Annotated in this window: 19 protein-coding genes; 2 read left to right on the forward strand and 17 right to left on the reverse strand. The window is 65.2% G+C overall.

Annotation, left to right across the window (positions count from 1 at the left end; genetic code table 11):
- Positions 1–76 precede the first annotated feature (76 nt).
- The 3 genes from EPB08_RS15150 to dnaE all read right to left on the reverse strand — a co-directional run bounded on the left by EPB08_RS15150 (position 77) and on the right by dnaE (position 6,219).
- Positions 77–1,168, reverse strand: coding sequence for an NHL repeat-containing protein (locus EPB08_RS15150; RefSeq protein ID WP_130619957.1), 1,092 nt, complete (start codon positions 1,166–1,168; stop codon positions 77–79).
- A 359-nt stretch (positions 1,169–1,527) separates the two neighbouring features.
- Positions 1,528–2,484 carry an acetyl-CoA carboxylase carboxyltransferase subunit alpha gene (locus EPB08_RS15155; protein ID WP_130619958.1) on the reverse strand — a complete coding sequence of 319 codons (957 nt, stop codon included), beginning with the start codon at positions 2,482–2,484 and terminating at the stop codon, positions 1,528–1,530.
- Positions 2,485–2,661: 177 nt separating this feature from the next.
- Entirely contained in the window at positions 2,662–6,219 is a 3,558-nt protein-coding gene (gene dnaE / locus EPB08_RS15160; RefSeq protein ID WP_130619959.1) for a DNA polymerase III subunit alpha, read from the reverse strand.
- A gap of 307 nt (positions 6,220–6,526) precedes the next feature.
- Here dnaE and EPB08_RS15165 point away from each other — a divergent pair, with 307 nt between their 5' ends.
- Positions 6,527–7,966, forward strand: coding sequence for an amino acid permease (locus EPB08_RS15165; RefSeq protein ID WP_130619960.1), 1,440 nt, complete (start codon positions 6,527–6,529; stop codon positions 7,964–7,966).
- A gap of 54 nt (positions 7,967–8,020) precedes the next feature.
- On the opposite strand, the gene EPB08_RS15170 is transcribed toward EPB08_RS15165, so the two are convergent.
- The 13 genes from EPB08_RS15170 to pyrH all read right to left on the reverse strand — a co-directional run bounded on the left by EPB08_RS15170 (position 8,021) and on the right by pyrH (position 21,357).
- Complete coding sequence (locus EPB08_RS15170) at positions 8,021–8,236, reverse strand: hypothetical protein (RefSeq protein ID WP_130619961.1); 216 nt, start codon at positions 8,234–8,236, stop codon at positions 8,021–8,023.
- A gap of 444 nt (positions 8,237–8,680) precedes the next feature.
- Positions 8,681–9,325, reverse strand: a complete 645-nt coding sequence (gene rnhB / locus EPB08_RS15175; protein WP_425598262.1) for a ribonuclease HII — start codon at positions 9,323–9,325, stop codon at positions 8,681–8,683.
- Positions 9,318–10,526 (reverse strand): lipid-A-disaccharide synthase, encoded by a 1,209-nt coding sequence (gene lpxB, locus EPB08_RS15180; RefSeq protein WP_130620094.1) that lies wholly within the window; start codon positions 10,524–10,526, stop codon positions 9,318–9,320. The genes rnhB and lpxB overlap by 8 nt, the downstream gene beginning before the upstream one ends.
- Before the next feature lie 76 nt (positions 10,527–10,602).
- On the reverse strand, positions 10,603–11,376 hold the full coding sequence (gene lpxA / locus EPB08_RS15185) for an acyl-ACP--UDP-N-acetylglucosamine O-acyltransferase (protein WP_130619963.1): 774 nt from the start codon (positions 11,374–11,376) through the stop codon (positions 10,603–10,605).
- Positions 11,373–11,846, reverse strand: coding sequence for a 3-hydroxyacyl-ACP dehydratase FabZ (gene fabZ / locus EPB08_RS15190; protein ID WP_130619964.1), 474 nt, complete (start codon positions 11,844–11,846; stop codon positions 11,373–11,375). Before fabZ ends, lpxA begins: the two co-directional genes overlap by 4 nt.
- Complete coding sequence (lpxD, locus tag EPB08_RS15195; RefSeq protein ID WP_130619965.1) at positions 11,839–12,867, reverse strand: UDP-3-O-(3-hydroxymyristoyl)glucosamine N-acyltransferase; 1,029 nt, start codon at positions 12,865–12,867, stop codon at positions 11,839–11,841. The genes fabZ and lpxD overlap by 8 nt, the downstream gene beginning before the upstream one ends.
- 119 nt (positions 12,868–12,986) lie before the next feature.
- Positions 12,987–15,431 carry an outer membrane protein assembly factor BamA gene (bamA, locus tag EPB08_RS15200; RefSeq protein ID WP_130619966.1) on the reverse strand — a complete coding sequence of 815 codons (2,445 nt, stop codon included), beginning with the start codon at positions 15,429–15,431 and terminating at the stop codon, positions 12,987–12,989.
- Positions 15,432–15,636: 205 nt separating this feature from the next.
- Positions 15,637–16,983 carry an RIP metalloprotease RseP gene (gene rseP, locus EPB08_RS15205; RefSeq protein WP_130619967.1) on the reverse strand — a complete coding sequence of 449 codons (1,347 nt, stop codon included), beginning with the start codon at positions 16,981–16,983 and terminating at the stop codon, positions 15,637–15,639.
- 22 nt (positions 16,984–17,005) lie between these two features.
- Positions 17,006–18,196 (reverse strand): 1-deoxy-D-xylulose-5-phosphate reductoisomerase, encoded by a 1,191-nt coding sequence (locus EPB08_RS15210; RefSeq protein ID WP_130619968.1) that lies wholly within the window; start codon positions 18,194–18,196, stop codon positions 17,006–17,008.
- Positions 18,193–19,011: a phosphatidate cytidylyltransferase gene (locus EPB08_RS15215; RefSeq protein ID WP_130619969.1), complete on the reverse strand. Its 819-nt coding sequence runs from the start codon at positions 19,009–19,011 to the stop codon at positions 18,193–18,195. The genes EPB08_RS15210 and EPB08_RS15215 overlap by 4 nt, the downstream gene beginning before the upstream one ends.
- Positions 19,012–19,023: 12 nt before the next feature.
- Positions 19,024–19,767 carry a polyprenyl diphosphate synthase gene (uppS, locus tag EPB08_RS15220; RefSeq protein ID WP_130619970.1) on the reverse strand — a complete coding sequence of 248 codons (744 nt, stop codon included), beginning with the start codon at positions 19,765–19,767 and terminating at the stop codon, positions 19,024–19,026.
- A 22-nt stretch (positions 19,768–19,789) separates the two neighbouring features.
- Entirely contained in the window at positions 19,790–20,347 is a 558-nt protein-coding gene (gene frr / locus EPB08_RS15225; RefSeq protein WP_130619971.1) for a ribosome recycling factor, read from the reverse strand.
- Positions 20,348–20,634: 287 nt separating this feature from the next.
- Positions 20,635–21,357: a UMP kinase gene (gene pyrH, locus EPB08_RS15230; RefSeq protein ID WP_130619972.1), complete on the reverse strand. Its 723-nt coding sequence runs from the start codon at positions 21,355–21,357 to the stop codon at positions 20,635–20,637.
- Between the two features lie 120 nt (positions 21,358–21,477).
- Here pyrH and EPB08_RS15235 point away from each other — a divergent pair, with 120 nt between their 5' ends.
- Entirely contained in the window at positions 21,478–22,065 is a 588-nt protein-coding gene (locus EPB08_RS15235) for a hypothetical protein (protein WP_130619973.1), read from the forward strand.
- A gap of 61 nt (positions 22,066–22,126) precedes the next feature.
- On the opposite strand, the gene tsf is transcribed toward EPB08_RS15235, so the two are convergent.
- On the reverse strand, positions 22,127–23,005 hold the full coding sequence (tsf, locus tag EPB08_RS15240; protein WP_130619974.1) for a translation elongation factor Ts: 879 nt from the start codon (positions 23,003–23,005) through the stop codon (positions 22,127–22,129).
- Positions 23,006–23,018 lie beyond the last annotated feature (13 nt).

The raw sequence follows: 23,018 nt of genomic DNA on the forward strand, positions 1-23,018 counted from the left end.
GCGCCTTGTGATGACGGGTCATGGCAAAAGCACGGCCCCGGCCTGGGAGCCGGGGCCGTGGAACCACGGGATGGACTCATTGCTCGTTGTCAAAGTCGAACGGTGGCGAGAGCCCGGTGAAATCGCCGATGACCTTGGCGTCATACGGTCCATTCAACTGGTTGAATCCGCTGCCGGGCACGTTGAGTGCGCCCTGCTGGAACACGATCTTGCCTGCCTCGGTGATCTCGATGACGCGATTGTTGAACTGGTCGCTGATCAGCGTGTTGCCATTGCGCAGGCGCACCGCGCGGGTCGGCAGTGGCGAAGGGTTGCTGCCCGGCAGGGTGTTGGTGATGTATTGCCAGACGATGTGGTCGCTGCCGTTAACCTCCACGATGCGGTTGTTGTTGGAGTCGGTGATCAGGGTGTCGCCGTTGGGCAGTCGGCTCGCGAACGCCGCGCCGTTCACCGAGCCCTGCGCGGTGAAGGTCTTGACGATGTTGCCCCCGGTGGTGATTTCGATGACGCGGTTATTGCTCTCGTCGGAGATCAGCACATGGCCGTTCTCCAGCAACTCGGCGCTGTTGGGATTGCTGAGCTGGTTGGTGCCGTTGCCCGAAACGCCGGTCGTGCCGTATTGCCACACGATCTGACGCCCCAGGTTGACCAGGATGATGCGCTGGTTGCCCTGGTCGGTGATCAGCACGTGCGATCCGTTATGGCCCGGGAAGTTGTTGAGAAACACCGAGTGCACCGGCGTGTTGAGCTGGTTGGGACCCGAACCCGTGACGCCGGCCTGGCCGTATTGCCAGACGATGTGGTCGGTGGGGTCGACAATGATCACGCGGTTGTCCGGACAGCCATTGACGGTGTCGCTGCAGCCCGGCAGCCCGGGCGGCGTGCCGGTACCGGCCATCAAGGTGAAGGGACCGAAGCGTTCGGCATCGTTGACGCCCACGATGCTGTTCGGTCCTGGCAGGTCAGAACCGTTGCCGAAGTGCCAGAGCACGCGGTGCGTGGCCGAGTTGATCTCGATGACCCGGTTGTTGAATTGGTCGGCGATGAGGATGGGCCCCTCGGACTGGGCCCTGGCGGGCGCGGCGAGGCCGGCTCCTGCCAGCAGGATCGTTCCGGCGATGGCCAGGGCGAGGCGGGACCCGGTGAGTCGAGGTGGGAAGCGTGCCATGTTCAGACACCTCCGTTCGGTGGGAGTGGCGAGACGGAGGGCACTCTCGGCCCGCGCCTGCTCCAAGCCGGGCAGAAGGGCTGGGTGGGCTCTCCGGATCAGCCGCCGCGGGCAACGGCTTGCCTGACTCCACGAACGATCGATGTCACCCGGGGCGGGGCAAGGTGGTCAGACCTCGCAAGCAGTGAATGCCCGAAACGCGTGATTTGGTTGACGTCGGGGCCTCAGCCTGTTCAGGCGCTGGATACCCAGCCGCCGAGCGTTGCGCTTCGGCGGTTGCGAGGTTTCAGGCGATGGGGCACGTGGCGCGATGGCGCGGGTCCGTTGGCAACGACCCACGCGAGCGCCTGCTGTGCGTCTTACTCGATGTACGCGCCGTAGCCGCGCAGGCGCTTGTAGCGTCGGTCGAGCAGGTCCTTCAACGGCATCGCTTCCAGCTCGTCGAGCTGGTTCATCAGCACCGCCTTCAGGCGCACGGCCATCGAGTGCGGATTGCGATGGGCGCCGCCCAGCGGCTCGCGCACGACCTTGTCGATCAGACCAAGCTCAAGCAGGCGCGGTGCGGTGAGGCCAAGTGCTTCGGCGGCGTCCTTGGCCTTCTCGGCGCTCTTCCACAGGATGGAGGCGCAGCCTTCCGGCGAGATCACGGAATAGGTCGAGTACTGCAGCATCACGGTGCGGTCGCCCACGCCGATGGCGAGTGCGCCGCCCGAGCCGCCTTCACCGATCACCGTGCAGATGATGGGCGTCTTGAGATCGGCCATCTCCAGCAGGTTGCGTGCGATCGCTTCGGACTGGCCACGCTCTTCGGCGCCGACGCCCGGGTAGGCGCCTGGGGTGTCGATGAGGGTGAGCAGCGGCAGGCCGAAGCGCTCGGCCATCTTCATCAGGCGCAGCGCCTTGCGGTAACCCTCGGGACGCGGCATGCCGAAATTGCGGCGCACCTTGCCCTTGGTATCGCGAGCCTTCTGGTGGCCGATGATCATCACCGAACGGCCGTTGATGCGGCCCAGGCCACCCACGATGGCAGCGTCGTCCGCATAGGCGCGGTCACCCGCCAGCTCGTGGAACTCGTCGCAGATCACGCTGATGTAGTCGAGCGTGTAGGGACGGCCCGGATGGCGCGACAGCTGAGTCACCTGCCACGGCGTGAGGTTGCGGAAGATCTCGTTGGTCTTGAGCTTCAGCTTCTCGCGCAGGCGGCCGACTTCTTCGTCGATGTTGAACGCCTGGCCATGGCTGGCATGGCGAAGCTCTTCAATCTTCGCGTCCAGTTCGGCGATGGGTTGTTCGAAATCGAGGAAGTTGGGATTCATTCGGTGCAGTTCAGAACACGGAAGCGCGCCAGTATACCGATCTGGAAAAAATCGCGGGAACGGGCGCGTATGGGCGTGAGGAAAGAGTGAAGGGTTTGGCGTTTGGGCGTGTCGCCCCGCGGAGGTGTTCCCGTCATTCCGACCGTTGCCGGAGTGACGGCTTGGGGCGGCGGTCGATCAATCGCCGCCGCGTGGCCGGTCATCCGTCTTGACGATGCGAAGCTTGGCTGCCTCCACGCCGGGCACGGCCCGGATGGCCCGCAGCAGCTCCGGAATGGCATCCACACGCCATTCCTCGCCCAGCTCCAGGTCAGCCTGTGCGGTCTTGTTGTGATAGCCGTAGAGGACCACGCTGGCCCGTCCGCCGCGGTAGCCGGCGAGCGTTCGGCGCAGGTCGTCGATGAAGCTGGGGCCCACGCCGTTCAGTTTTAAACGCAGAAGACGGGCGTAGCGGCGGCAGGCGTCACCCAGGCTGAGCGCGCTGCGCGCGCGCACGGCGAAGCCGCCACCGGAGAAATCGTCGATGCGCAGGCCGCCCTCGACCACCAGCAGTTCGTCGCGAACCAGCAGCGGGGCGACCTGCTGGTACAGCTCGCCGAAGAAGCTCACCTCGATGATGCCGGTGCCATCTTCCAGTCGAACGAAGGCATCGCTGTCACCGCGTTTGCGCACGGCGGTGACCATGCCGGCCACCGTCCACGGCGTATCCGGGCCACGGCGGAAGCGGTTGTCGTCGCCGTCGTTCTTGCGCGGCTTCGGTGGCTGGTAGCGGTCGGCGATCTCGCCGAGCGGGCAGGTGGATAGCTGCGCCAGCTCTTCCTTCCACGGATCGGTGGGATGGCCGGACAGGTAATGGCCAAGCGTGTCGCGCTCGCCCTGCAGCAACTGCTCCAGCGGCCAGTCGCCGACGACCGGCAGGTCCACTTCGACGGTCGGCGCGGCCGCCCCCATCATGGCGCCAAACATGTCGTTCTGGCCGGACTGCTTGTTCTTCAGGTGCTGGTCCGCCGCCTTCATTGCATTCGGCAGCTGTGCCATCAGGCTGGCGCGGTTGGGTGCCAATGCATCGAGCGAGCCGGACAGGATCAAGGCTTCCAGCACGCGACGGTTGAGCTTGGTCGAGTCGACGCGACGGCAGAAATCGGCAAGGTCGGTGTACGCGCCACCGCGGCGGCGCTCGTCGGCAATCGCTTCGCAGGCGCCCTGGCCCACGCCCTTGATGGCGCCCAGGCCGTAGCGGATGACCTTGGGCTCCACCGCGACGAACATGAACTCCGACGCGTTGACGTCCGGCGGCAGCACCTTCAGGCCGATCGCCTTCGACTCGTCGATGAAGGTCACCGCCTTGTCGGTGTTGTCCATGTCCGACGAGATCGTCGCGGCCATGAACTCGGCGGGGTAGTGCGCCTTCAGCCAGGCGGTGTGGTACGAGACGAGCGCGTAGGCGGCGGCGTGCGACTTGTTGAAGCCGTAGCCGGCGAACTTCTCCATCAGGTCGAAGATCTCATCGGCCTTCTCGCCGGTGAGTCCGTCCTTGGCGGCGCCTTCGCGGAACTTGGCGCGCTCCTTCGCCATTTCCTCGAGCTTCTTCTTGCCCATCGCGCGGCGCAGCAGGTCGGCGCCGCCGAGCGAGTAACCGCCGACGATCTGCGCCATCTGCATCACCTGCTCCTGATAGACCATGATGCCGTAGGTCTCTTTCAGGATCGGCTCGACGCGCGGGTCGGGATACACCACTTCCTCGCGGCCGTGTTTACGCGCGACGAAGCTGGGAATCAGGTCCATCGGGCCGGGGCGGTACAACGCCACCAGCGCGATGATGTCCTCGAAGCGGTCGGGTTTTGCGTCCTTGAGCATGCGCTGCATGCCCGAGGATTCGAGCTGGAACACCGCGACCGTCTGCGCCTTCTTCAGCACGTCGTAGGCGGCCGGATCGTCGGTGGGAATCGCCGCGATATCGAGCGCTTCCTCGCCGCTCACCGCGCGACGCGCGTTGATGGCCTTCACCGCCCAGTCGATGATGGTGAGCGTGCGCAGTCCGAGGAAGTCGAACTTCACCAGGCCGACGGCTTCCACGTCGTCCTTGTCGTACTGCGTGACGACGCCGGCGCCGCCCGGTTCGCAGTACAGCGGCGCAAATTCGGTGAGCGGCTTGGGACCGATCACCACGCCACCGGCGTGCTTGCCGACGCCGCGCGTGATGCTTTCAAGGCTGAGCGCCAGGTCGATCAGCGTGCGTGCTTCTTCGTCCTGTTCGTACAGGTCGCAGAAGTCCTTGACGATGCGATCCGGTTCTTTCTTCGCCTTCTCCGAGCGACCCAGCGCGCATTGCAGCGTGAGGTCGAGCGGGCGCGCGGGAATCAGCTTTGCGATGCGGTCGACCGCGTTGTAGCCCATGCCGAGCACGCGACCGGAGTCGCGCAGCACGGCTTTCGCCGCCATCGAACCGTAGGTGATGATCTGGCTGACGTGGTCGCGGCCGTATTTGCGCGCAACGTAGTCGATCACCTCGTCGCGGCGATCCATGCAGAAGTCGATGTCGAAGTCGGGCATCGACACGCGTTCGGGATTGAGGAATCGCTCGAACAGCAGGTCGAACTGGATCGGATCCAGGTCGGTGATCTTCAGCACCCAGGCCACCAGCGAGCCGGCACCCGAACCACGGCCCGGGCCGACCGGGATGCCGTTCTGCTTACCCCAGTTGATGAAGTCCGCCACGATCAGGAAGTAGCCGGGGAAGCCCATCTTGATGATGACGTCCAGCTCGCGTTCCAGGCGTGTTTCGTATTCCTCCTGCGTGCGGCCGGGTGCGACGCCGGCAAACGCCAGGCGCTCCTTCAGGCCTTCGCGGGAAAGCTCGCGGATGTAGCTGGCCAGGTCGTGGCCTTCGGGCACCGGGAAGTCGGGCAGGTAGTACGTGCCGAAGTTCAGCTCGAGCGTGCAGCGCTTGGCCAGCTCGAGCGTGTTTTCCAGCGCCTCGGGGATGTCGGCGAACAGCGCCTCCATCTCTTCCGGTGTCTTCAGGTACTGCTGGTCGCTGTAGTCGCGCGGACGCTTGGGATCGCCCAGCACGCGGCCCTGGTTGATGCACACGCGCGCTTCGTGCGACTCGAAACCTTCCTGCTTGAGGAAGCGCACGTCGTTGCTGGCGATCACCGGCAGGTCGAGTTCGGCGGCCAGTCCCAGTGCGGCGGCGTTCCAGTTTTCCTCGCCTTCGCGACCGGTGCGGGTCAGCTCCAGGTACAGGCGGTCGGCCATCTGGCTGGCGAACGGGCGCAGGCGTGCGGCGGCGGCATCGACGCCCTGGTTCACCGCGATGCGGCCGGCTTCGCTCTCGCGGCCGAGCAGGGCGATCAGCCCATGCGTCGCCTGCGGTGTGAGCCAGGCCATGTCGACCATGGCGCGGCCGCTGTGCTGGCCGTCGCGCCAGGCGCGCGACACCAGGCGCGACAGGTTGAGGTAGCCCTCGTGGTTCTGGCAGAACACGGTGAGGCGCCATGGACGCGGATCGTCCGGTGAGCTCACCCACAGGTCCGCGCCGCCGATCGGCTTGATGCCGGCCGCGCTGCAGGCCTTGTAGAACTTCACCAGCGCGAACATGTTGCTGTCGTCGGTCAGCGCCACCGCCGGAATACCTGCGCGCACGCAGGCATCGACCAGTCCCTTGATGCGGATGGTCGAGTCGACCAGCGAGTACTCGCTGTGCAGGTGGAGGTGTGCGAAGCGGACGGACATGGCGTGCGCGCAGGATGGAACGCCAGCCTACCGGTGCCGGCCCGACCGGACAAGAATTGACATCCGTCTGGGGCGCCCCGGCAGGGGGCGTGAGTCATGTCAGCCATGGTCGCGTGGCGCATCGGAGTAGTCCGCGACTTCGTGGCGGTTGCGCGACCGGATCCTGGCGCGACAAAGCACGTGATCGGCGGGGCGGAGACCGGTATCGTTCTGGACTTATGGCGGTTGCGGGGCTACGCCGCGGCTGGCATGGTTCAGGACTTTTCACGCACGCATGGCGGCCCATTGGGGCCTTCGAAGGCAACGCATGTCACTGATCCGATCGCTCTTTACCGTCAAGCCCATCGAGGCGTCGCTTTCCGCCAGCGACAACATGCGCCGGACGCTCGGCCTCAGGGACCTGATCGTGCTGGGCGTGGGCGCGGTGATCGGTGCGGGCATCTTCGTGATCACCGGGCAGGCGGCCGCCGAGCATGCCGGCCCCGCCTTGACCATCTCCTTCGTGCTGGCCGGTCTGGCGGCCGCCCTCGCGGCACTCAGCTACGCCGAATTCGCGGCCATGCTGCCGGTCTCGGGTAGCGCCTATGTCTATGCCTACGCCACCTTCGGCGAGCTGCTGGCCTGGTTCATCGGCTGGAACGTGGTGGCCGAATACCTGCTGGCGGTGTCCTCGGTGGCCGTGGGCTGGTCGGGTTACGGCGTGGGCCTGCTGCACAGCATGGGTATCGATATCCCATCCGCCCTGGCCAACGCGCCGCTGGCGTTCCGCGATGGGCACTTCGTCGCGACCGGCGCCTTGCTCAACCTGCCGGCCCTGCTGGTGGTCGCCGCGATCACGGCGCTGCTCTATGTCGGCACGCGCCAGTCGACCATGTTCGCCAGCTTCGTCGTGGTGCTGAAGGTGCTGGTGGTGGTGCTGTTCGTGGTGTTCGGGCTGCAGTACATCGATCCGTCGCTGTGGCATCCGTACGTGCCGGCGAACCAGGGTGGCGATCACTATGGCTGGGCGGGCGTGTTCCGGGCCGCGACCAGCGTGTTCTACGCCTACATCGGTTTCGACGCTGTGGCGACGGCGGCGCAGGAGACGCGCAATCCGCAGCAGAACGTGCCGGCCGGCATCCTGATCTCGCTGGCGATCTGCACGGTGCTCTACATCATCGTCGCCGCGGTGCTCACCGGTCTGGTGCCGTACCCGCAGTTGGCGACGGCCGAGCCGGTGGCGACCGCGCTGGCCGCCCATCCGGCGCTGGCCTGGCTCAAGCTGCTGACCCAGGTGGGCGCCGTGGCCGGCCTCACCTCGGTGATCCTGGTGATGCACATGGGCCTGGCCCGCATCCTCTACAGCATGGCGGGCGACGGTCTGCTTCCGCGCATGTTCGGTGCCGTGCACGAACGGTTCCGCACGCCGCATCGCACCACCTTGCTGGTGGGCTGCGTGGGTGGCCTGCTGGCGGCGGTGTTCCCGCTCAGCCTGCTGGGCGACCTGTTATCGATGGGCACGCTGCTGGCGTTCTCCACGGTGTGCGTTGGCGTGCTGGTGCTACGTCGCACGCATCCTGAGCTGCCGCGCGGCTTCCGCGTGCCCGCCGCACCCGTGGTGTGTTCGATGGGCGTGGTGGTCTGTCTGTTCCTGCTGGCGCAGATGAATGCGGCCAACTGGACGCTGCTGGCGTGCTGGACCGCCATCGGCATGCTGATCTACATCGGCTACGGCTATCGGCACAGCCTGCTGCGCGAACGCCGATAAGCATCTGCGCCGTGCGACGGCACGTCGTTGCAGTGCCGCCGCCGATGTTCTCAATCAACCTGAGATATGGAAGCGTCCATCGCCGAGTGGGCCTTCGATATAGTGGTCCAGGCCACGTACTGACAGCGGGTGGCGATCGTAGTCCACATGCCGGTGCTCGGTTTCCACGATGGCCGTGAGCTCCTCGGGGGAAAGGAATTCCACGGGCGCTTCGATGGGATGACTGTCGGGCGACGGTGTGAAGTCGCGCGGGCGGTTGGGAAGCGTCATGACATCACTCCTGCGGTATTTGCACGCGTTGTGCTTTCGGGCCGCACGGCGGGGAACGTGCGGGTCGACCGATGCGTCCATGCCTCGAAGAAGTGCACCGTGCCGCAGGATCAGGCGTAACGGTTGCTTGGCGTGGGCTCGGCACTTGGGCGGCCCGGTGACTTCGTTTCCTGTATCTCTTCGGATGCAGCGGCGGCAAAAAAGGTTGCCTCGGTGGAGAGCCGTATCGCGGATGTTCGAGAGGGCGATGTCGGCCGCCGTTTTCCTGACTTTGCACAGGTCGCGTCGCAGGTCACGGCCTTTTGCGAAGTCGAAGGTACTTTAGCTCCGTTGCATGCACATGACGTGGGCCATAGGGCATGCCTCGACCCTTATGCTTTTGGCCCCGTTGATGCTTGCAGGCGATGCGCGCGGAGTCCGTTTGGACGTCCAATCACCTGATGATCAGAACAGCACGCCCTGGTCCACCAGCAGCTTTACCGGCGCAAAACTGCGGCGGTGCTGGGGGCAAGGCCCCAGGCGCTTGAGAGCTTCGAGATGCACGGGCGTGGGATAGCCCTTGTGCTCGGCGAACCCGTAACCGGGATGCTCCTGATCCAGCGCAACCATCCATCGGTCGCGACTCACCTTGGCAAGAATGGACGCGGCGCTGATGGCAGGTTCCAGTGCGTCGCCGCCGACGATGGCACGACCGGGGCAGGGCAGTTCGCGTGGCAACGCATTGCCATCGATCCATGCTTCGTGGGCCGACGGATTCAAGCCCGCGAGCGCTCGGCACATGCCGGTCATGGTGGCCTGGAAAATATTGATGCGGTCGATCTCATCCGCGGTCACCAGCACCACGCTATACGCGAGCGCGTTCTCGATGATCTGCGGGTAGAGCGCTTCGCGTTTTGCTTCCGTGAGCTTCTTGGAGTCGTTCAGTCCGGCGATCGGTCGCGCCGGATCGAGGATCACCGCTGCCACGGCGACGGGACCGGCCAGCGGCCCGCGGCCTGCTTCGTCGACGCCGGCAATGAGACGAATCACCGTGTCGATCGACGCGACAGGCGGCGACGAAACCTTCGTACGGGGCTTCGGGTTAGCCACGGGTGCTCTCCACCAGCTCCGCCACGGCATCCGCCGCCATGTCGCCGGCGTGGCTTTCGAGGTTGCCGCGCAGGGCGTGATGCAGCTGCTCGAAGGCGCTCACAATGGCGCCACGGCGCTCGCTGTCCTGGAACAGCCCTAGCGTCGCCTCGGCGAGCTTGTCCGGCGTGAAGTCGTCCTGCATCAGCTCGGGTACGAGCACGACCTTCTCGCCCATGCCGCCGGCGCGGGCGAGGATGTTCGGCAGCGAGTAGACGTCCGTCTTCAGCATGTTAAGCATGCGCGCGATGCGGTAGCTCACCGGCGAGACGCGGTAACCCACCACCATGGGGCGCTTGGCCAGCATTGCCTCGAGGGCCGCCGTACCGGAAGCCAGCAGTACGACGTCAGCTGCCAGCATGGCTTCGTGAGCGTGGCCGTCGAGCAGCCGTGGGGCGTCGTCGCCGTTGGCGTCGCCCATCAGGGTTTTCAGCGTGGCGTGCACGCGCTCGTTGGCGGCAGGCACGATGACACGCAGTCCCGGCATTGCGGCGGCCACCTTGCGTGCGGCATCGATGAAACTCTTGCCCAGTTGCTTGATCTCCGATGCACGACTGCCCGGGAGCACCGCCAGCACGGGCACGTTGTGCGGCAACTGCAGGAAATCACGTGCGCCGGCGCGATCGGACACCATGGCGAAGCGATCCGCCAGCGGGTGTCCGACGAAACGGGCATCGACGCCATGCCGCGCGTAAATCGGCGGCTCCATCGGGAACAGGCACAGCACGCGGTCAGCGCTGCGACCGATCTTCTCCGCGCGTTTCTCGCGCCACGCCCAGACCGACGGGCTGACGTAGTGCACGGTGCGCAGGCCTGCTTCACGCAGGCGCTTCTCCACGCCGAGGTTGAAATCCGGCGCATCGATACCGACCACCACTGCAGGCTTTGCCGCGATCAGGCGGGCGACCAGTTCCTTGCGCAGCCGCAGCAGGCGCGGCAGGTGTGAGATCACCTCGACAAAGCCGAACAGCGACAGCTCCTTGATGTCGTACCAGGACTCGAAGCCGGCCGCCTGCATGCGCGCGCCGCCGATGCCGATGAACCGTGCATCGGGATAACGGCGACGCAAGGCGACGATGAGATCGGCGCCGAGCTGGTCGCCGGAGTCTTCGCCGGCGATCAGGGCAAGGAGGGGAGCGTTGGCCGACTCAGCGGGAGGCATCATGAAAGCTCGGGATCAAAGGCAACCTCCGTCTCGATGAGCTGGCGGGGAACGAAGCCGCCGCCAGCCACCCGTGTCAGCGTGCCAGCGAGCGCTCGCTGCGGTCGAGGAACTCGAGCATGGCGCGGACGTCTTCACTGTCCGCTGCCTGCGACACCAGCTGTTCGCGCGCATCGGCCAGCGTGAGGCCTGCCATGTACAGCGTGCGGTAGGCGCGCTTGATGGCGGAGATGCGCGAGGCATCGAAGCCGCGGCGCTTGAGGCCTTCGCTGTTGATGCCACGCGGGCGTCCGCGCTGCTCGTTCGCCATCATCACGAACGGCGGCACGTCCGAGCCGAGCAGGCAGCCCATGCCGATGAAGGCGTGCGCGCCGACCTTGCAGAATTGGTGTGCGCCCGAGAAACCGGCCATCACCACCCAGTCACCCACTTCGACGTGCCCGGCGAGGGCGGAGTAGTTGGAGAACACCGTGTTGTTGCCGATCTGGCAGTCGTGCGCGACGTGCACGTAAGCGAGCAGCCAGTTGTCGTTGCCGATCCGCGTGACACCGCCGCCATCACCCGTGCCACGGTTGATCGTGACGAATTCGCGGATCTGGTTGCGATCGCCGATCACCAGCTCCGTGCGCTCGCCCTTGAACTTCTTGTCCTGCGGCGCGCCGCCGAGCGAGGCGAACTGGCTGATGTGATTGTCGTTGCCGATGCGCGTCGGGCCCTCGATCACCACGTGCGGTCCAATCACCGTGCCTTCGCCGATGTGCACGTCCGCACCGATCACGCTGAACGCGCCGATGCTGACGTTGTTGGCGATGACGGCAGACGGATCGATCTGCGCGGTGGGGTGGATCATTTCTCCGACCTCGCGGCGCACATCAGCTCACAGCTGGCCACTTCCTTGTCACCGACCATGGTGCGCGCTTCGAACAGACCCATGCTGCGCAGCAGGCGCTTGAGCGTCACTTCGAGGCGCAGCTGGTCGCCCGGTACTACCGGGGCATTGAAGCGCGCGTTGTCCACCTTGGCCAGGTAGAACAGCGGGCTGCCGGTGTTGCCCTTCAGGCGGCTGGAAATTTGAGTGAGCAGGCCGGCGGCCTGCGCCATCGCCTCCACGATCAGCACGCCCGGCATGACCGGGTGGCCGGGGAAGTGACCCTGGAAGAACGGCTCGTTGATGGTGACGTTCTTGAGGGCCACCACGCTCTTGTCCGGCACCAGCTCGATCACGCGATCGACCAGCAGGAACGGGTAGCGGTGCGGCAGCAGTTGCTGGATGTGTTCCACAGTCACCGGAAGATGGAAGGGCACGGTGAGGTCACTCATTGTTGTTGTCCTTCTCCAGCGCCGAGAGCCGGCGCACGTATTCGTCGAGATGCTTGAATCGGGCCGCATTGCGGCGCCACAGTCGGTTTTCCTGCAGCGGAACGCCCGAGGAATATTCACCGGCCTCGCGTATGGAGTGCGTGACCAGGCTCTTGGCGGTAATGGTAACCCGGTCGGCCACTTCCAGATGGCCCAGCACCCCGGCGTTGCCGCCAATCATGCAATAACGGCCGATCTTGGCGCTGCCGGCCACCGCGGCGCAGCCGGCCAGGGCGGTGTGCGCGCCGATAGTCACGTTGTGGGCGATCTGGATCTGGTTGTCCAGGCGGACGTCTTCTTCCAGCACCGTATCGTCCAGGGCGCCGCGGTCAATGGTGGTATTGGCGCCGATCTCGCAATCGTCGCCGATGCGCACGCCACCCAGCTGGGGCAGCTTGATCCAGTGGTCGCGATCAAAGGCAAGGCCGAAGCCGTCCGAGCCGATCACGGCGCCCGGGTGGACCAGTACGCGCTTGCCGAGGGTGACGCGGATCACCAGGGTGACGCGCGCGACCAGTCGCGACTGTGCGCCGACCGTGCAGTCCGTGCCGATGATGCAGTGGGGACCGAGGATCACCCCGTCCTCCACCACCGCGCCGTCTTCGATGACGCAACCGGGGCCGATGCTGGCGGTGGGCGCAACGCGCGCGGTTGGCGCCACCACGGCCGAGGGATGGATGCCCTGGGGCGAGGCCGGCAGCTGCTCGAACAGCGCGGCGATCTTGGCGTAGGCCACGTAGGGGTCGCGCGCCACCAGCGCGGCGGCGGGGCTATCGGCGACGTTTTCCTCGCGCATGACCACCACGCCGGCACGGGTGGCGGCGAGCTGCGAGGCGTACTTGCTGTTGGAAAGGAAGCTCAGCTGGCTGGGGCCTGCGCCGGCCAGCGTGCCCACGCCATCGATGACCCGATCGCCTTCACCATGGAAGGCGAGGCCGAAGCGCTCGGCCAGCTCGGACACCGTGGTTTTGAAAACGCTCATGCTTGGCTCCCTGCAATCGGGCCATTGTAGGGGGAGGCGTCACCCGACGCATAAAAAAAGAAAGCGCGGCAGGGCCGCGCCTTCTTTCCGAGGGCCATTCCAGGCCGACGGCTAGACCATTAGAACTGGCTGCCGAAGGTGAACTGGATGCGTTCCTCGTAGTGGCTGTCGTCAGCCTGCGTGCGCAGGGGCACGGCGAAGTTGATGATCAGCGGGCCGATCGGAGCCTGCCAGTGCAGCGAGACACCGGTGGAGACGCGCAGCGTCTTGGCGGTGAAGCTCTGGTAGTCCTGGTAGGCGTTGCCGACGTCGACGAACCACGACACGCGTGCCGTGTTGATGTCCTTGAGGAACGGCAGCGGCAGGTACAGCTCGGCCGTGCCCAGCACCTTGAACGCACCGCCGATCGGCTGCGCGTAGGAGTAGTAGCCGCCCGTACACGTACCGTCCTTGTTGGGCAGGATCGGCGAGCCGTCGGCGTTCGTGCCGGTACACACGCGGGGACCGAGCGTGTTGTCCTGGAAGCCGCGAACGTCGCGCACACCACCGGAGTAGTAGTTCTCCCAGAACGGGAAGGTGACCGGGTCGCCCGCCTTGAAGCTGGTGCCGCCGTCGTAGTCGAACGTCTGGCCATAGGCCTTGCCGTAACCGACCTGGCCGTCCAGGTACAGCACGAAGCCCTTGCCGATCGGCCAGTAGTGGTTCGCTTCACCGAAGATCTTGTAGTACTGCACGGTCGAGCCCGGCAGCGCGATGTCGGTCGACAGCGAGATCATGCCGCCGCGCGTGGGTGCCCAGTAACCGTTGCGGGTGTCATGGGTCCAGCCGATCGTGGCGTCCCAGGTATGGATGGTCTTGTGCCCCAACGCATTCTGGTAGTCGATCATGATCTGCGGCGAGTAGTTCACCGTCGTGACGGCACCCGTCGTGTCGATCACGTCGTACGCGAGATTGATCTTGTTGCTGCTGATGCCCAGGCCGGTACGGATGTTGTCCGTTTCCGAGATCGGGAAGCTCAGGAAGCTCGAGAACGACTTCATCGAACTTTCGTAGTTCACGAAGTCGCTGTTGGTGTTCGCGTAGTTGCTCTTGGTGTAGCCGGCGTTGTAACCGATACCCACGCCGCTGTCGGTGAGGTACGGGTTGAAGTAGCTCGCGTTGATCGAGGTGGAGTAGTCGCTGCGCGACGCGCCCACGGTGAAGCTGTCACCCGTGCCGAGGAAGTTGTTCTGCGACACCGACGCGGACAGGATGATGCCCGAGTACTGCGAGTAGCCCACGCCGAACATCAGGCTGCCGGCGGACTGCTCTTCCACCTTCGCGGTCAGGTCGACCTGGTCCTCGGTGCCGGGCACCAGGGCCTTGTCGATGGTGACGGTCTTGAAGTAGCCCAGGCGCTGCAGGCGGATCTTCGAACGGTCGATGGCAGGCTGCGAGAACCAGCTGCCTTCCAGCTGGCGCATTTCGCGGCGCATCACATCGTCTTCCGTGCGGGTATTGCCCTGGAAGATCACGCGGCGCACGTACACGCGCTTGCCCGGTTCGATGTAGAGCGTGAGGTCGACGGTGCGCTTGTCCTTGTCCAGCTTCGGCACCGGCGTCACCTTGGCGAACGCATAACCGATGCTGGCCAGGATGCTCTTGATCGAGTTGGTGCTGGCTTCGATCGCCTTGCGGTTGAAGGTGTCGCCCTTGTGCACGTACACCAGCTGGTGCAGCGATTCTTCCGGCAGGATCAGCTCGCCGAGCAGGTGCACGTCGGAGATGGTGTAGATGTCGCCTTCCTTCACGCTGGCGGCGATGTACATCGTGCGCTTGTCGGGGGCGATGGTGACCTGCGTGGAGTCCACGCCGAAGTCGGCGTAGCCGCGGTCCATGTAGTACGACTGCAGCTTCTCGAGGTCGCCGCTGAGCTTTTCGCGCGAGTACTGGTCGTCCTTGGAGTACCAGGACAGCCAGTTGGACGTATCCGACTCGAAGCCCGTGCGGATGTCCTTGTCGGTAAACGCCTTGTTGCCGACGATATTGATTTCCTTGATCTTCGCGACCTTGCCTTCGCGGATCTCGATATCGATGGCGACGCGGTTGCGATCGAGGTTGGTCACGTGCGGATCGACCGACACGTTGTACTTGCCTCGGTTGTAGTACTGGCGCACCAGTTCCTGCTGCACGCGATCCAGCGACAGGCGGTCGAAGGTTTCACCTTCCGACAGGCCGATCTCCTTCAGGCCCTTGCGCAGGTCCTCTTCCTTGATGTCCTTGTTGCCGCGGATGTTCAGCTTGGCGATCGAGGGGCGCTCGATCACCTTGATGACCATGATGTCGCCTTCGCGGTCGACTTCCACGTCGCTGAAGAACTTGGTCTGGTACAGGGCACGAATGGCGCGCTGCGCACCGTCGTTGGTCAGGCGGTCACCCTTGTTGATGGGCAGGTAGTTGAGCACCGTACCCTGGGAAATGCGGCTGAGGCCGTCGATACGGATATCGGAAACGACGAACGGCTCGAAAGCGAGTGCGTTGGCGGACAGTGAGGCAAGCAAGATCAGAGCGGCGATACGCTTCATCGTCGATTCCGTTGTTTATTATTCCGATCAGGCGGCCCGGAAGCCGCCCCGATCAATGCGTGAAGCCAGGACGAGCCCAGCCTTGAAAGGGTGCTTGCATCTTCCCCGGATGCAGCGGGTCAACCATCGCTCTGTGCCTGCGGCTTACACCGCAGGTACGTCTTGCCCCCGGACACAGCGCGACTCTCGACAAGGTCAGCGCGCGTCACGAGGGCAGGAAGCGATGGATGTCGTTGTAGAAAGCCAGTCCCATCAACGTAAACAGCAGGATCAGGCCGACATACTGACCGGCCATCATTGCGCGTTCGCTTAAGGGGCTGCCCTTGACCAACTCGATAAGGTAATACAGCAGGTGACCCCCGTCCAAGACGGGGATCGGCATGAGGTTGAGAACAGCCAGGCTGAGCGACACCAGCGCCAGGAACTCGATGAACCAGGTGGCGCCCATGCTGGCCGAGGCATTGGCCACCTGGGCGATGCCGATCACGCCGGAAAGGTTCTTGGTGGAGGCCTGCCCGCTGAGCATCTTGCCGATCATGTTGAAGATCGAGGCAGCGCGGTCCCAGGTGGTGCTGAGGGAGGCGCCGAAGGCCTTGACCGGCCCATAGCGCACCAACGCCTCTTCGGGCTGCGGCGGGCGGATGCCGATCAGCCACTGGGCGGGATGGCCCTCGTAGGATTTCTTGATGGCGGTGATCGTCAGCGTCTTGGGCTGGCCGGCGCGTTCGATGGCGACGGTCAGCGTGGGCGACTTGGCGGCTTCATCGCGCACCAGTTCGCCGAAGGCTTCGAAATCCGCCACCGGCTTGCCGTTGACGCTCAGCAGGCGATCGCCGCCCCGCATGCCAGCCGCCTGGGCCGGATCGCCCTCGGCGACGATGGCCGCGATGGCGGGCAGCGGCGCGGGCTTGAGGCCCAGCTTGTCCAGGTACTGGTCGATGCCCTGGCCAGCCGGCAGCTCCTGCAGCGGCAGTACCACGTGGCGCTCGGCGCCGTCGGTGCCACGCACGTCCATCGGCAGGGGTTCGCGACCCAGCATGGCGTTGGCCACGGCATCCAGCGAATCGCTCCACGTCGCCACCGGCTTGCCGTCGATACGCAGCACGCGATCACCCTGATGAATGCCGGCCTCGGCCGCCAGGCTTTGCGGCGTAGCGGTCACCAGCGGGGCGAAGTCCGGCTTGCCCAGCATGAACATGAGCCAGAAAGCGACGATGGTAAAAATCAGATTGAAGGCAGGGCCCGCCGCGACGATCGCGATGCGCTGCCATACCGGCTTGCCGGTGAATTCCTGGCCGGCGAGCGCAGGGTCGACGTCGCCTTCGCGGGCGTCGAGCATCTTCACGTAGCCGCCGAGCGGAATCACGGCCACCTGATATTCGGTGCCGTCCTTGCCGATGCGCTTCCAGATGGCTTTGCCGAAGCCCACCGAGAAACGGAGGACCTTGACGCCGCAGCGGCGGGCGACCCAGTAGTGGCCGAATTCGTGAAAGGTCACCAGCACGCCAAGCGTGACCAGCAACCAAAACACGGATCCAAGAAGAGTATTCATCGGTAAGAGCTTATCAGGCTTGTCAGCAGGCGTTGCGGAGAATGCGGCGTGCGGCTTCGCGGGCCGACCGGTCGCGTTCATTCAGAGTCTGGACATCGACCACAGCTTGCGACGGCAGTTCCGCAAGAACGCTCTCGACAAGATCGGCGATGCCGAGGAAGGGCAGGCCACCGGCCAGGAAAGCTTCCACCGCCACCTCGTTCGCGGCATTGAGGATCGCGGGAGCGTCCCCGCCGGCACGCAGCGCCTGGAAAGCGAGCGCCAGGCAGCGGAAGGTGCCCAGGTCCGGCTGCTCGAACGCCAGTGGCGCGGAGGAGGCGAGATCGAGCGGCGATACGCCGGCTGCCACGCGGTTGGGCCAGGCCAGCGCATGGGCGATGGCGGTGCGCATGTCGGGGTTGCCCAATTGCGCAAGCACCGAACCGTCGACGTACTCCACCAGCGAATGCACCAGGCTTTGCGGGTGCACCAGCACGTCGATGCTGTCCGGTGTCGCACCGAACAGATGATGTGCCTCGATCACCTCGAGGCCCTTGTTCATCAGCGTGGCCGAATCCACCGAAATCTTGCGACCCATCACCCAGTTCGGGTGCTTGCAGGCCTGTTCCGGCGTCACTCCGGCAAGTTCGGCGCGTGTACGGCCACGGAACGGGCCACCGGAAGCGGTGAGGATCAGGCGGCGTACGCCATGGCCCTTCAGGTCCGGCCGGCCGCCCGGCAGGCACTGGAAGATGGCATTGTGTTCGGAGTCGACCGGAATCAGCTCGCCGCCGCCGACCGCCAGGGCCTCCAGCAGCAGCGGCCCGGCCATCACGATGGATTCCTTGTTGGCGAGCAGCAGGCGCTTGCCCGTGCGGGCAGCGGCCAACGTGGAATCGAGGCCGGCCGCGCCGACGATGGCGGCAACCACCGTGTCGCACAGCGAGCCCGACACCGCGGCAGTGATCGCGTCGTGGCCGCTCGCGATATCGCAATTGACGCCTGCAGCCGCGAGACGACGGGCAAGCTCGCCCTCGAGCGCAGCGTCTGCGATGACCGCGAGATCCGGGCGATGCCGCACGCAAAGTTCAGCCAGTGCCGCGACATTGCTGTGCGCGGTCAACACGGTGGCGCGGAATCGCTCGGGGTGACGTGCGATCACATCGAGCGTGCTGCCGCCAATGGAGCCGGTGGCTCCCAGGACAGCTACCTTGCGAAGTGCGGTACTGCTCATAGGCCCAACAGCAACTTGCCTGCGGCGAAGACGGGCAGGGCGGCGAACACGCTGTCGAGGCGGTCAAGCAGGCCGCCATGGCCCGGGAACAGGTTGCCCGAATCCTTTACGGCGGCGTGGCGCTTCATCAGGCTTTCCAGCAGGTCGCCCACGATGGAGGCGATCACCGTCAGCACCGACAGCACAAGCAAACCGACCAGCTTGCCGCCTTCGACACCGAGCATCATTCCGCCGGCCACGGTGACCAGCGCGCCGGCCACGAAAGCACCATACACGCCGGCCCAGGTCTTGCCCGGGCTGATGGTGGGGGCGAGCTTGCGGCGGCCGAACATGCGGCCACTGAAGTAGGCGCCGATGTCGGCGGCCCAGACGATGAACAGGGCAAGCAGGGTCCACCAGTGGCCGTTCTCACCGGAGCCGTGGATGGACACCACCGCCACCCAGGCCGGCACGATCACCAGCAGGCCGGCGCCCAGTTTCATCAGGCAGTTTTCGCGCGTCGGTGCTGCGCCGAAGGCGAAGTGGCGCAACCACTGGCCGACCACGATCCACCAGGCGACGCCGATACCCATCACCGCAGCCCAGCCGATCGTGCCGAGGGCGTACCAGCACAGCGCAAACAGGATGGCCGTGAGCACCAGCAGGCTGATACGCGGCGCGACCTCCTTGAGGCCCGACAGTCGGGTCCACTCCCACATCGCCGCAAGGAAGGCGATGGCGACGATAGGGGCAAACAGCCAGATCGGCGTCAGCAGGATCAGTGCGATCACCAACGGAGCGAGCAGCAAGGCGGTGAGGGTGCGCTGAAGCAGCATGCGGTTCCTTGGTTAACCCTTTTTCTGGGCGACTTGTTCGCCGGTCTTGCCATAGCGGCGTTCGCGGCGGGCGTAATCGTCGATGGCGTTCGTGAGACACGCCTGATCGAAGTCAGGCCACAGGGTATCGGTGAAATGCAGTTCTGCGTAGGCCAGCTGCCACAAAAGGAAGTTGCTCACGCGGCATTCGCCGCCAGTGCGGATGAACAGATCCAGCGGCGGCAGCTCGGCGAGGCACATCCAGTGGCCCAGCAGCTTCTCGTCGATCTCGTCGGCACGCAGTTCGCCACGAGCTACGGATTCGGCAGCCTTGCGTGCCGCCTGCACGATATCCCAGCGGCCACCGTAGTTCACGGCGATGTTGAGGTGCAGTGCATCATTGCCGGCCGTGCGCGCCATCGCGCCCAGCATGCGCTGGCGCAGGCCGTTGTCGAAGGCGTTGAGGTCGCCCACGAAGCGGATGCGCACGCCGTTGCCATGCAGCTCGTCCACTTCCTTGTCGAGCGCGCGCACGAACAATTCCATCAGCGCGCCGACCTCGTCCTCCGGACGTTTCCAGTTCTCGCTGGAGAACGCGAAGAGGGTGAGTACCTTGACGCCCTGGCGCAGGCAACCTTCGACCACGTTGCGTACGGCCTTGCGGCCTGCGTTGTGGCCAAAGGTGCGCGGTCGGTGGCGAAGTTTTGCCCAGCGGCCGTTGCCATCCATCACGATGGCAATGTGGCGCGGTATCCGCGCGGAATCGGCGCTGGTCATGGTGAGAGGTCGATGACGCTCCTCAGAGCGCCATCAGCTCCTCTTCCTTCTGCTTGACGACGGCATCGACGTCCTTCACGAAGCGGTCGGTGAGCTTCTGGATCTCGTCCTCGGCCTTGCGCTCGTCGTCCTCGGTGATCAGCTTTTCCTTGAGCAGATCCTTCACCTGCTGCATGGCGTCGCGGCGCACGTTGCGGATGGCGATCTTCGCTTCCTCGCCTTCATGCGCCACGTGCTTGGCCAGCTCGCGGCGACGCTCTTCGGTGAGCGGCGGCATGTTGAGGCGGATGGTGGTGCCGGCGGTATTCGGCGTGATGCCGATATCCGAGGCCATGATGGCCTTCTCGATCGGCGCCACCAGGGTCTTCTCGAACGGGGTGATGATGATGGAGCGCGAATCACCCAGCGCGACCGTGGCCACCTGGTTCAGCGGCATGTCTGAACCGTAGTAGGGCACCTTGATGCCATCGACCAGGGCGGTGCTGGCGCGACCTGTGCGCAGGCGCACCAGGCTGTGCTTGAGCGAGTCGATGCTCTTGCCCATGCGGGTCTGGGCATCGTTCTTGATGTCGTTGAGCATGGGTACACCCCTTGAACCGTGCAAGCCCGCGAGTATAGCAGGGGGCTATGGGGCATTGGGGTTTGGCTCGTCCGCGTATCCCTGCCGGGGTCATGCAAGGCTGGTTCGTGCGGGGGAGGGAGGATGCGGGTGAACCGTCGGGGGCGATGGCGGTGAGGGTACCCGCGGTGGCGCTTTACCCCGGCTCGGCTCCGATGTTGCACTACGGCAAGAATGCCCCTCACCCCAGCCCTCTCTCCCACGGGGACTAGCTTCGCGTCGCCCAAGGGGGAGAGGGAGCAAGGGGCTCAGTTGTCGGAGACGATGGTGCCGATCGATTCGCCCTGCATGAGGCGCATGAGGTTGCCCCCCACCGTCATGTCATAGATGCGCAGCGGCATGTGATGGTCGCGGCACAGTGCGATGGCGGCGGTGTCCATCACGGCCAGCTTGCGCTCGATCACCTGGTCGTAGGTGAGGTGGTCGTAGCGGGTGGCGTCGGCGTGGCGGTGCGGGTCGGCGGTGTAGACGCCGTCGACCTTGGTGGCCTTGAGTAGCAGGTCCGCGCCCACTTCCACCGCACGCAGCGCGGCAGCCGAATCCGTGGTGAAGAACGGGTTGCCGGTGCCGGCGGCGAACAGCACGATGCGGCCCTTTTCGATATGGCGGATCGCGCGGCGACGGATGAAGTCCTCGGCGACGTCGTGGATCTGAATGGCGCTCATCACGCGGGCAAAACCGCCGCGACGTTCGATGGCGTCCTGCATGGCCAGCGCGTTCATCACGGTGGCGAGCATGCCCATGTGGTCGCCGGTGACGCGATCCATGCCCGCGGCCGCGAGGCCTGCGCCACGGAAGATGTTGCCGCCGCCGATGACTACGCCGATCTGGATGCCGGCCTTTTGTACTTCGATGATTTCGTCGGCCAGGCGGCCGATCACCTTGGGGTCGATGCCGTAGTCGGCCTCGCCCATCAGGGCTTCACCGGAGAGTTTGAGCAGGATGCGACGATATTTAAGCGGTGCGCTCATGGGGTCTCCGGATTGTGTGATGCAAACCGCCGCATTGTAGCGACAGCGACGCATGCCTGTAAGACTTGCGTGGCTTAGCGGTTAGCATCGAGTGCATTTCCAGGGGCAGGGAGGCTGGTCATGGGTTGGCGCACGCATTACTTCGGCAACGAGAACCCGACGCTGGGTCGCCGCGTCGTTCACCATTCGATGATTGCGGTGCTGGCGCTTGCGGCCTACGGATACTGGAACGATTTCATTCCGGACGACTGGTTGCCCTGGTGGGGCCTGGGTGTGTCGGCCGTACTTGCCGCCCTGTTGACGGGGTGGCTGGCGTGGCGGCTCCTCTGTAGCCCCCGGCCCGGGTACGCGGTTGGCCGGTCGGAGCTGGTGCTGCTGTTGCCGCTGACCTTCGCGGCCGCCGGTGGCTTCCTGTGGATGGCGCTGGTGCATGGGGCCGCAGGCGCCTACACCCGGCTGTTCGGCGTGACCCACGCGGAAGTGGTGACGCTGCGGCTGGAGCGCCAGTACGGACGGCAGTGCCATTACCAGGCCGAAGGTTGGCGCCTGGAGCAGGCCATGCCTGGCCATCTATGCGTCCGTTCGTCCTACTACGCATCTTTCCCGGGGCACCGGGTCGAGATGGAATTGCGCGGCCAGCGCAGCCTGTTCGGCTTCAACGTGTCGGGCACGCATCATCGCGCGGACCTGGATTCGGGCCTGCGTTGATCAGACAACAAAAAAGCCGCGGTTTCCCGCGGCTTTTTCGATGTTGCATGAAGCGAGGTACTTAGCCCTGCATCGCCTTGGCGACTTCGGCCAGGTAGTCTTCCTGCACCTTCTCGATGCCTTCGCCCACGGCCAGACGAACCACGGCCACGACGTCAGCGCCTTCCTTCTTCAGGACGTCGCCCACGGTGGTGTTGGTGTCAAGCACGTACGGCTGGCCGACGAGGGTCACTTCCGACACGATCTTGTTGATCTTGCCCGAGATGATCTTCTCGAGGATCTCGGCCGGCTTGGCCTTGTCCTTCTCGGTCATCTGGCTCAGCGCGATTTCCTTTTCCTTCGCGACGAACTCGGCCGGCACGTGCTCCGGCTTGATGTGCGGCGGGTTCATGGCGGCGACGTGCATGGCGATGCCCTTGGCCAGCTCTTCCGAGCCGCCCTTGAGTGCCACGATCACGCCGATCTTGCCGCCGTGCGAGTAGGTGGCCAGCGGGCCATCATTCGCGACGCGAGCCACGCGGCGCACTTCGATCTTCTCGCCGATGGTGGCGGTCTGGGCCTTGGCGGCGGACTCGACGTTGTCGGCGCCCGGGAAGGCGGCAGCCTTGGCGGCGTCGATGTCGGCAGCGCCCGAAGCCAGCACGGCAGCGGCGATGTCGTTGGTGAACTGGATGAAGTTCGGCGCCTTGGCGACGAAGTCCGTCTCGCTGTTCACTTCGACCAGCACGGCCTGGCCGTTGGCCTGGGCGGTGGCGATGCGGCCTTCGGCGGCGACGCGGTCAGCCTTCTTGTCGGCCTTGGCCAGGCCGGTCTTGCGCAGGTATTCCACAGCGGCGTCGATGTCGCCGTTGTTCTCGACCAGCGCCTTCTTGCAATCCATCATGCCGGCGCCGGAGCGCTCGCGCAGTTCGCTAACCAGTTTTGCGGTGATAGCAGTCATCTGGGTTCCTCAA

The organism is Dyella amyloliquefaciens (genome assembly GCF_004296575.1).
GTDB lineage: Bacteria > Pseudomonadota > Gammaproteobacteria > Xanthomonadales > Rhodanobacteraceae > Dyella > Dyella amyloliquefaciens.

What these genes read in the sequence shown, in the direction of transcription:
- lpxA (WP_130619963.1), bottom strand. Translation starts at nt 11,376, where the DNA reads ATGATCCACCCCACCGCGCAGATCGATCCGTCTGCCGTCATCGCCAAC.
- EPB08_RS15155 (WP_130619958.1), bottom strand. Translation starts at nt 2,484, where the DNA reads ATGAATCCCAACTTCCTCGATTTCGAACAACCCATCGCCGAACTGGAC.
- EPB08_RS15210 (WP_130619968.1), bottom strand. Translation starts at nt 18,196, where the DNA reads ATGAGCAGTACCGCACTTCGCAAGGTAGCTGTCCTGGGAGCCACCGGC.
- bamA (WP_130619966.1), bottom strand. Translation starts at nt 15,431, where the DNA reads ATGAAGCGTATCGCCGCTCTGATCTTGCTTGCCTCACTGTCCGCCAAC.
- dnaE (WP_130619959.1), bottom strand. Translation starts at nt 6,219, where the DNA reads ATGTCCGTCCGCTTCGCACACCTCCACCTGCACAGCGAGTACTCGCTG.
- tsf (WP_130619974.1), bottom strand. Translation starts at nt 23,005, where the DNA reads ATGACTGCTATCACCGCAAAACTGGTTAGCGAACTGCGCGAGCGCTCC.
- rseP (WP_130619967.1), bottom strand. Translation starts at nt 16,983, where the DNA reads ATGAATACTCTTCTTGGATCCGTGTTTTGGTTGCTGGTCACGCTTGGC.
- EPB08_RS15165 (WP_130619960.1), top strand. Translation starts at nt 6,527, where the DNA reads ATGTCACTGATCCGATCGCTCTTTACCGTCAAGCCCATCGAGGCGTCG.
- EPB08_RS15215 (WP_130619969.1), bottom strand. Translation starts at nt 19,011, where the DNA reads ATGCTGCTTCAGCGCACCCTCACCGCCTTGCTGCTCGCTCCGTTGGTG.
- EPB08_RS15150 (WP_130619957.1), bottom strand. Translation starts at nt 1,168, where the DNA reads ATGGCACGCTTCCCACCTCGACTCACCGGGTCCCGCCTCGCCCTGGCC.
- lpxB (WP_130620094.1), bottom strand. Translation starts at nt 10,526, where the DNA reads ATGCCTCCCGCTGAGTCGGCCAACGCTCCCCTCCTTGCCCTGATCGCC.
- EPB08_RS15170 (WP_130619961.1), bottom strand. Translation starts at nt 8,236, where the DNA reads ATGACGCTTCCCAACCGCCCGCGCGACTTCACACCGTCGCCCGACAGT.
- EPB08_RS15235 (WP_130619973.1), top strand. Translation starts at nt 21,478, where the DNA reads ATGGGTTGGCGCACGCATTACTTCGGCAACGAGAACCCGACGCTGGGT.
- lpxD (WP_130619965.1), bottom strand. Translation starts at nt 12,867, where the DNA reads ATGAGCGTTTTCAAAACCACGGTGTCCGAGCTGGCCGAGCGCTTCGGC.
- pyrH (WP_130619972.1), bottom strand. Translation starts at nt 21,357, where the DNA reads ATGAGCGCACCGCTTAAATATCGTCGCATCCTGCTCAAACTCTCCGGT.
- fabZ (WP_130619964.1), bottom strand. Translation starts at nt 11,846, where the DNA reads ATGAGTGACCTCACCGTGCCCTTCCATCTTCCGGTGACTGTGGAACAC.
- uppS (WP_130619970.1), bottom strand. Translation starts at nt 19,767, where the DNA reads ATGACCAGCGCCGATTCCGCGCGGATACCGCGCCACATTGCCATCGTG.
- frr (WP_130619971.1), bottom strand. Translation starts at nt 20,347, where the DNA reads ATGCTCAACGACATCAAGAACGATGCCCAGACCCGCATGGGCAAGAGC.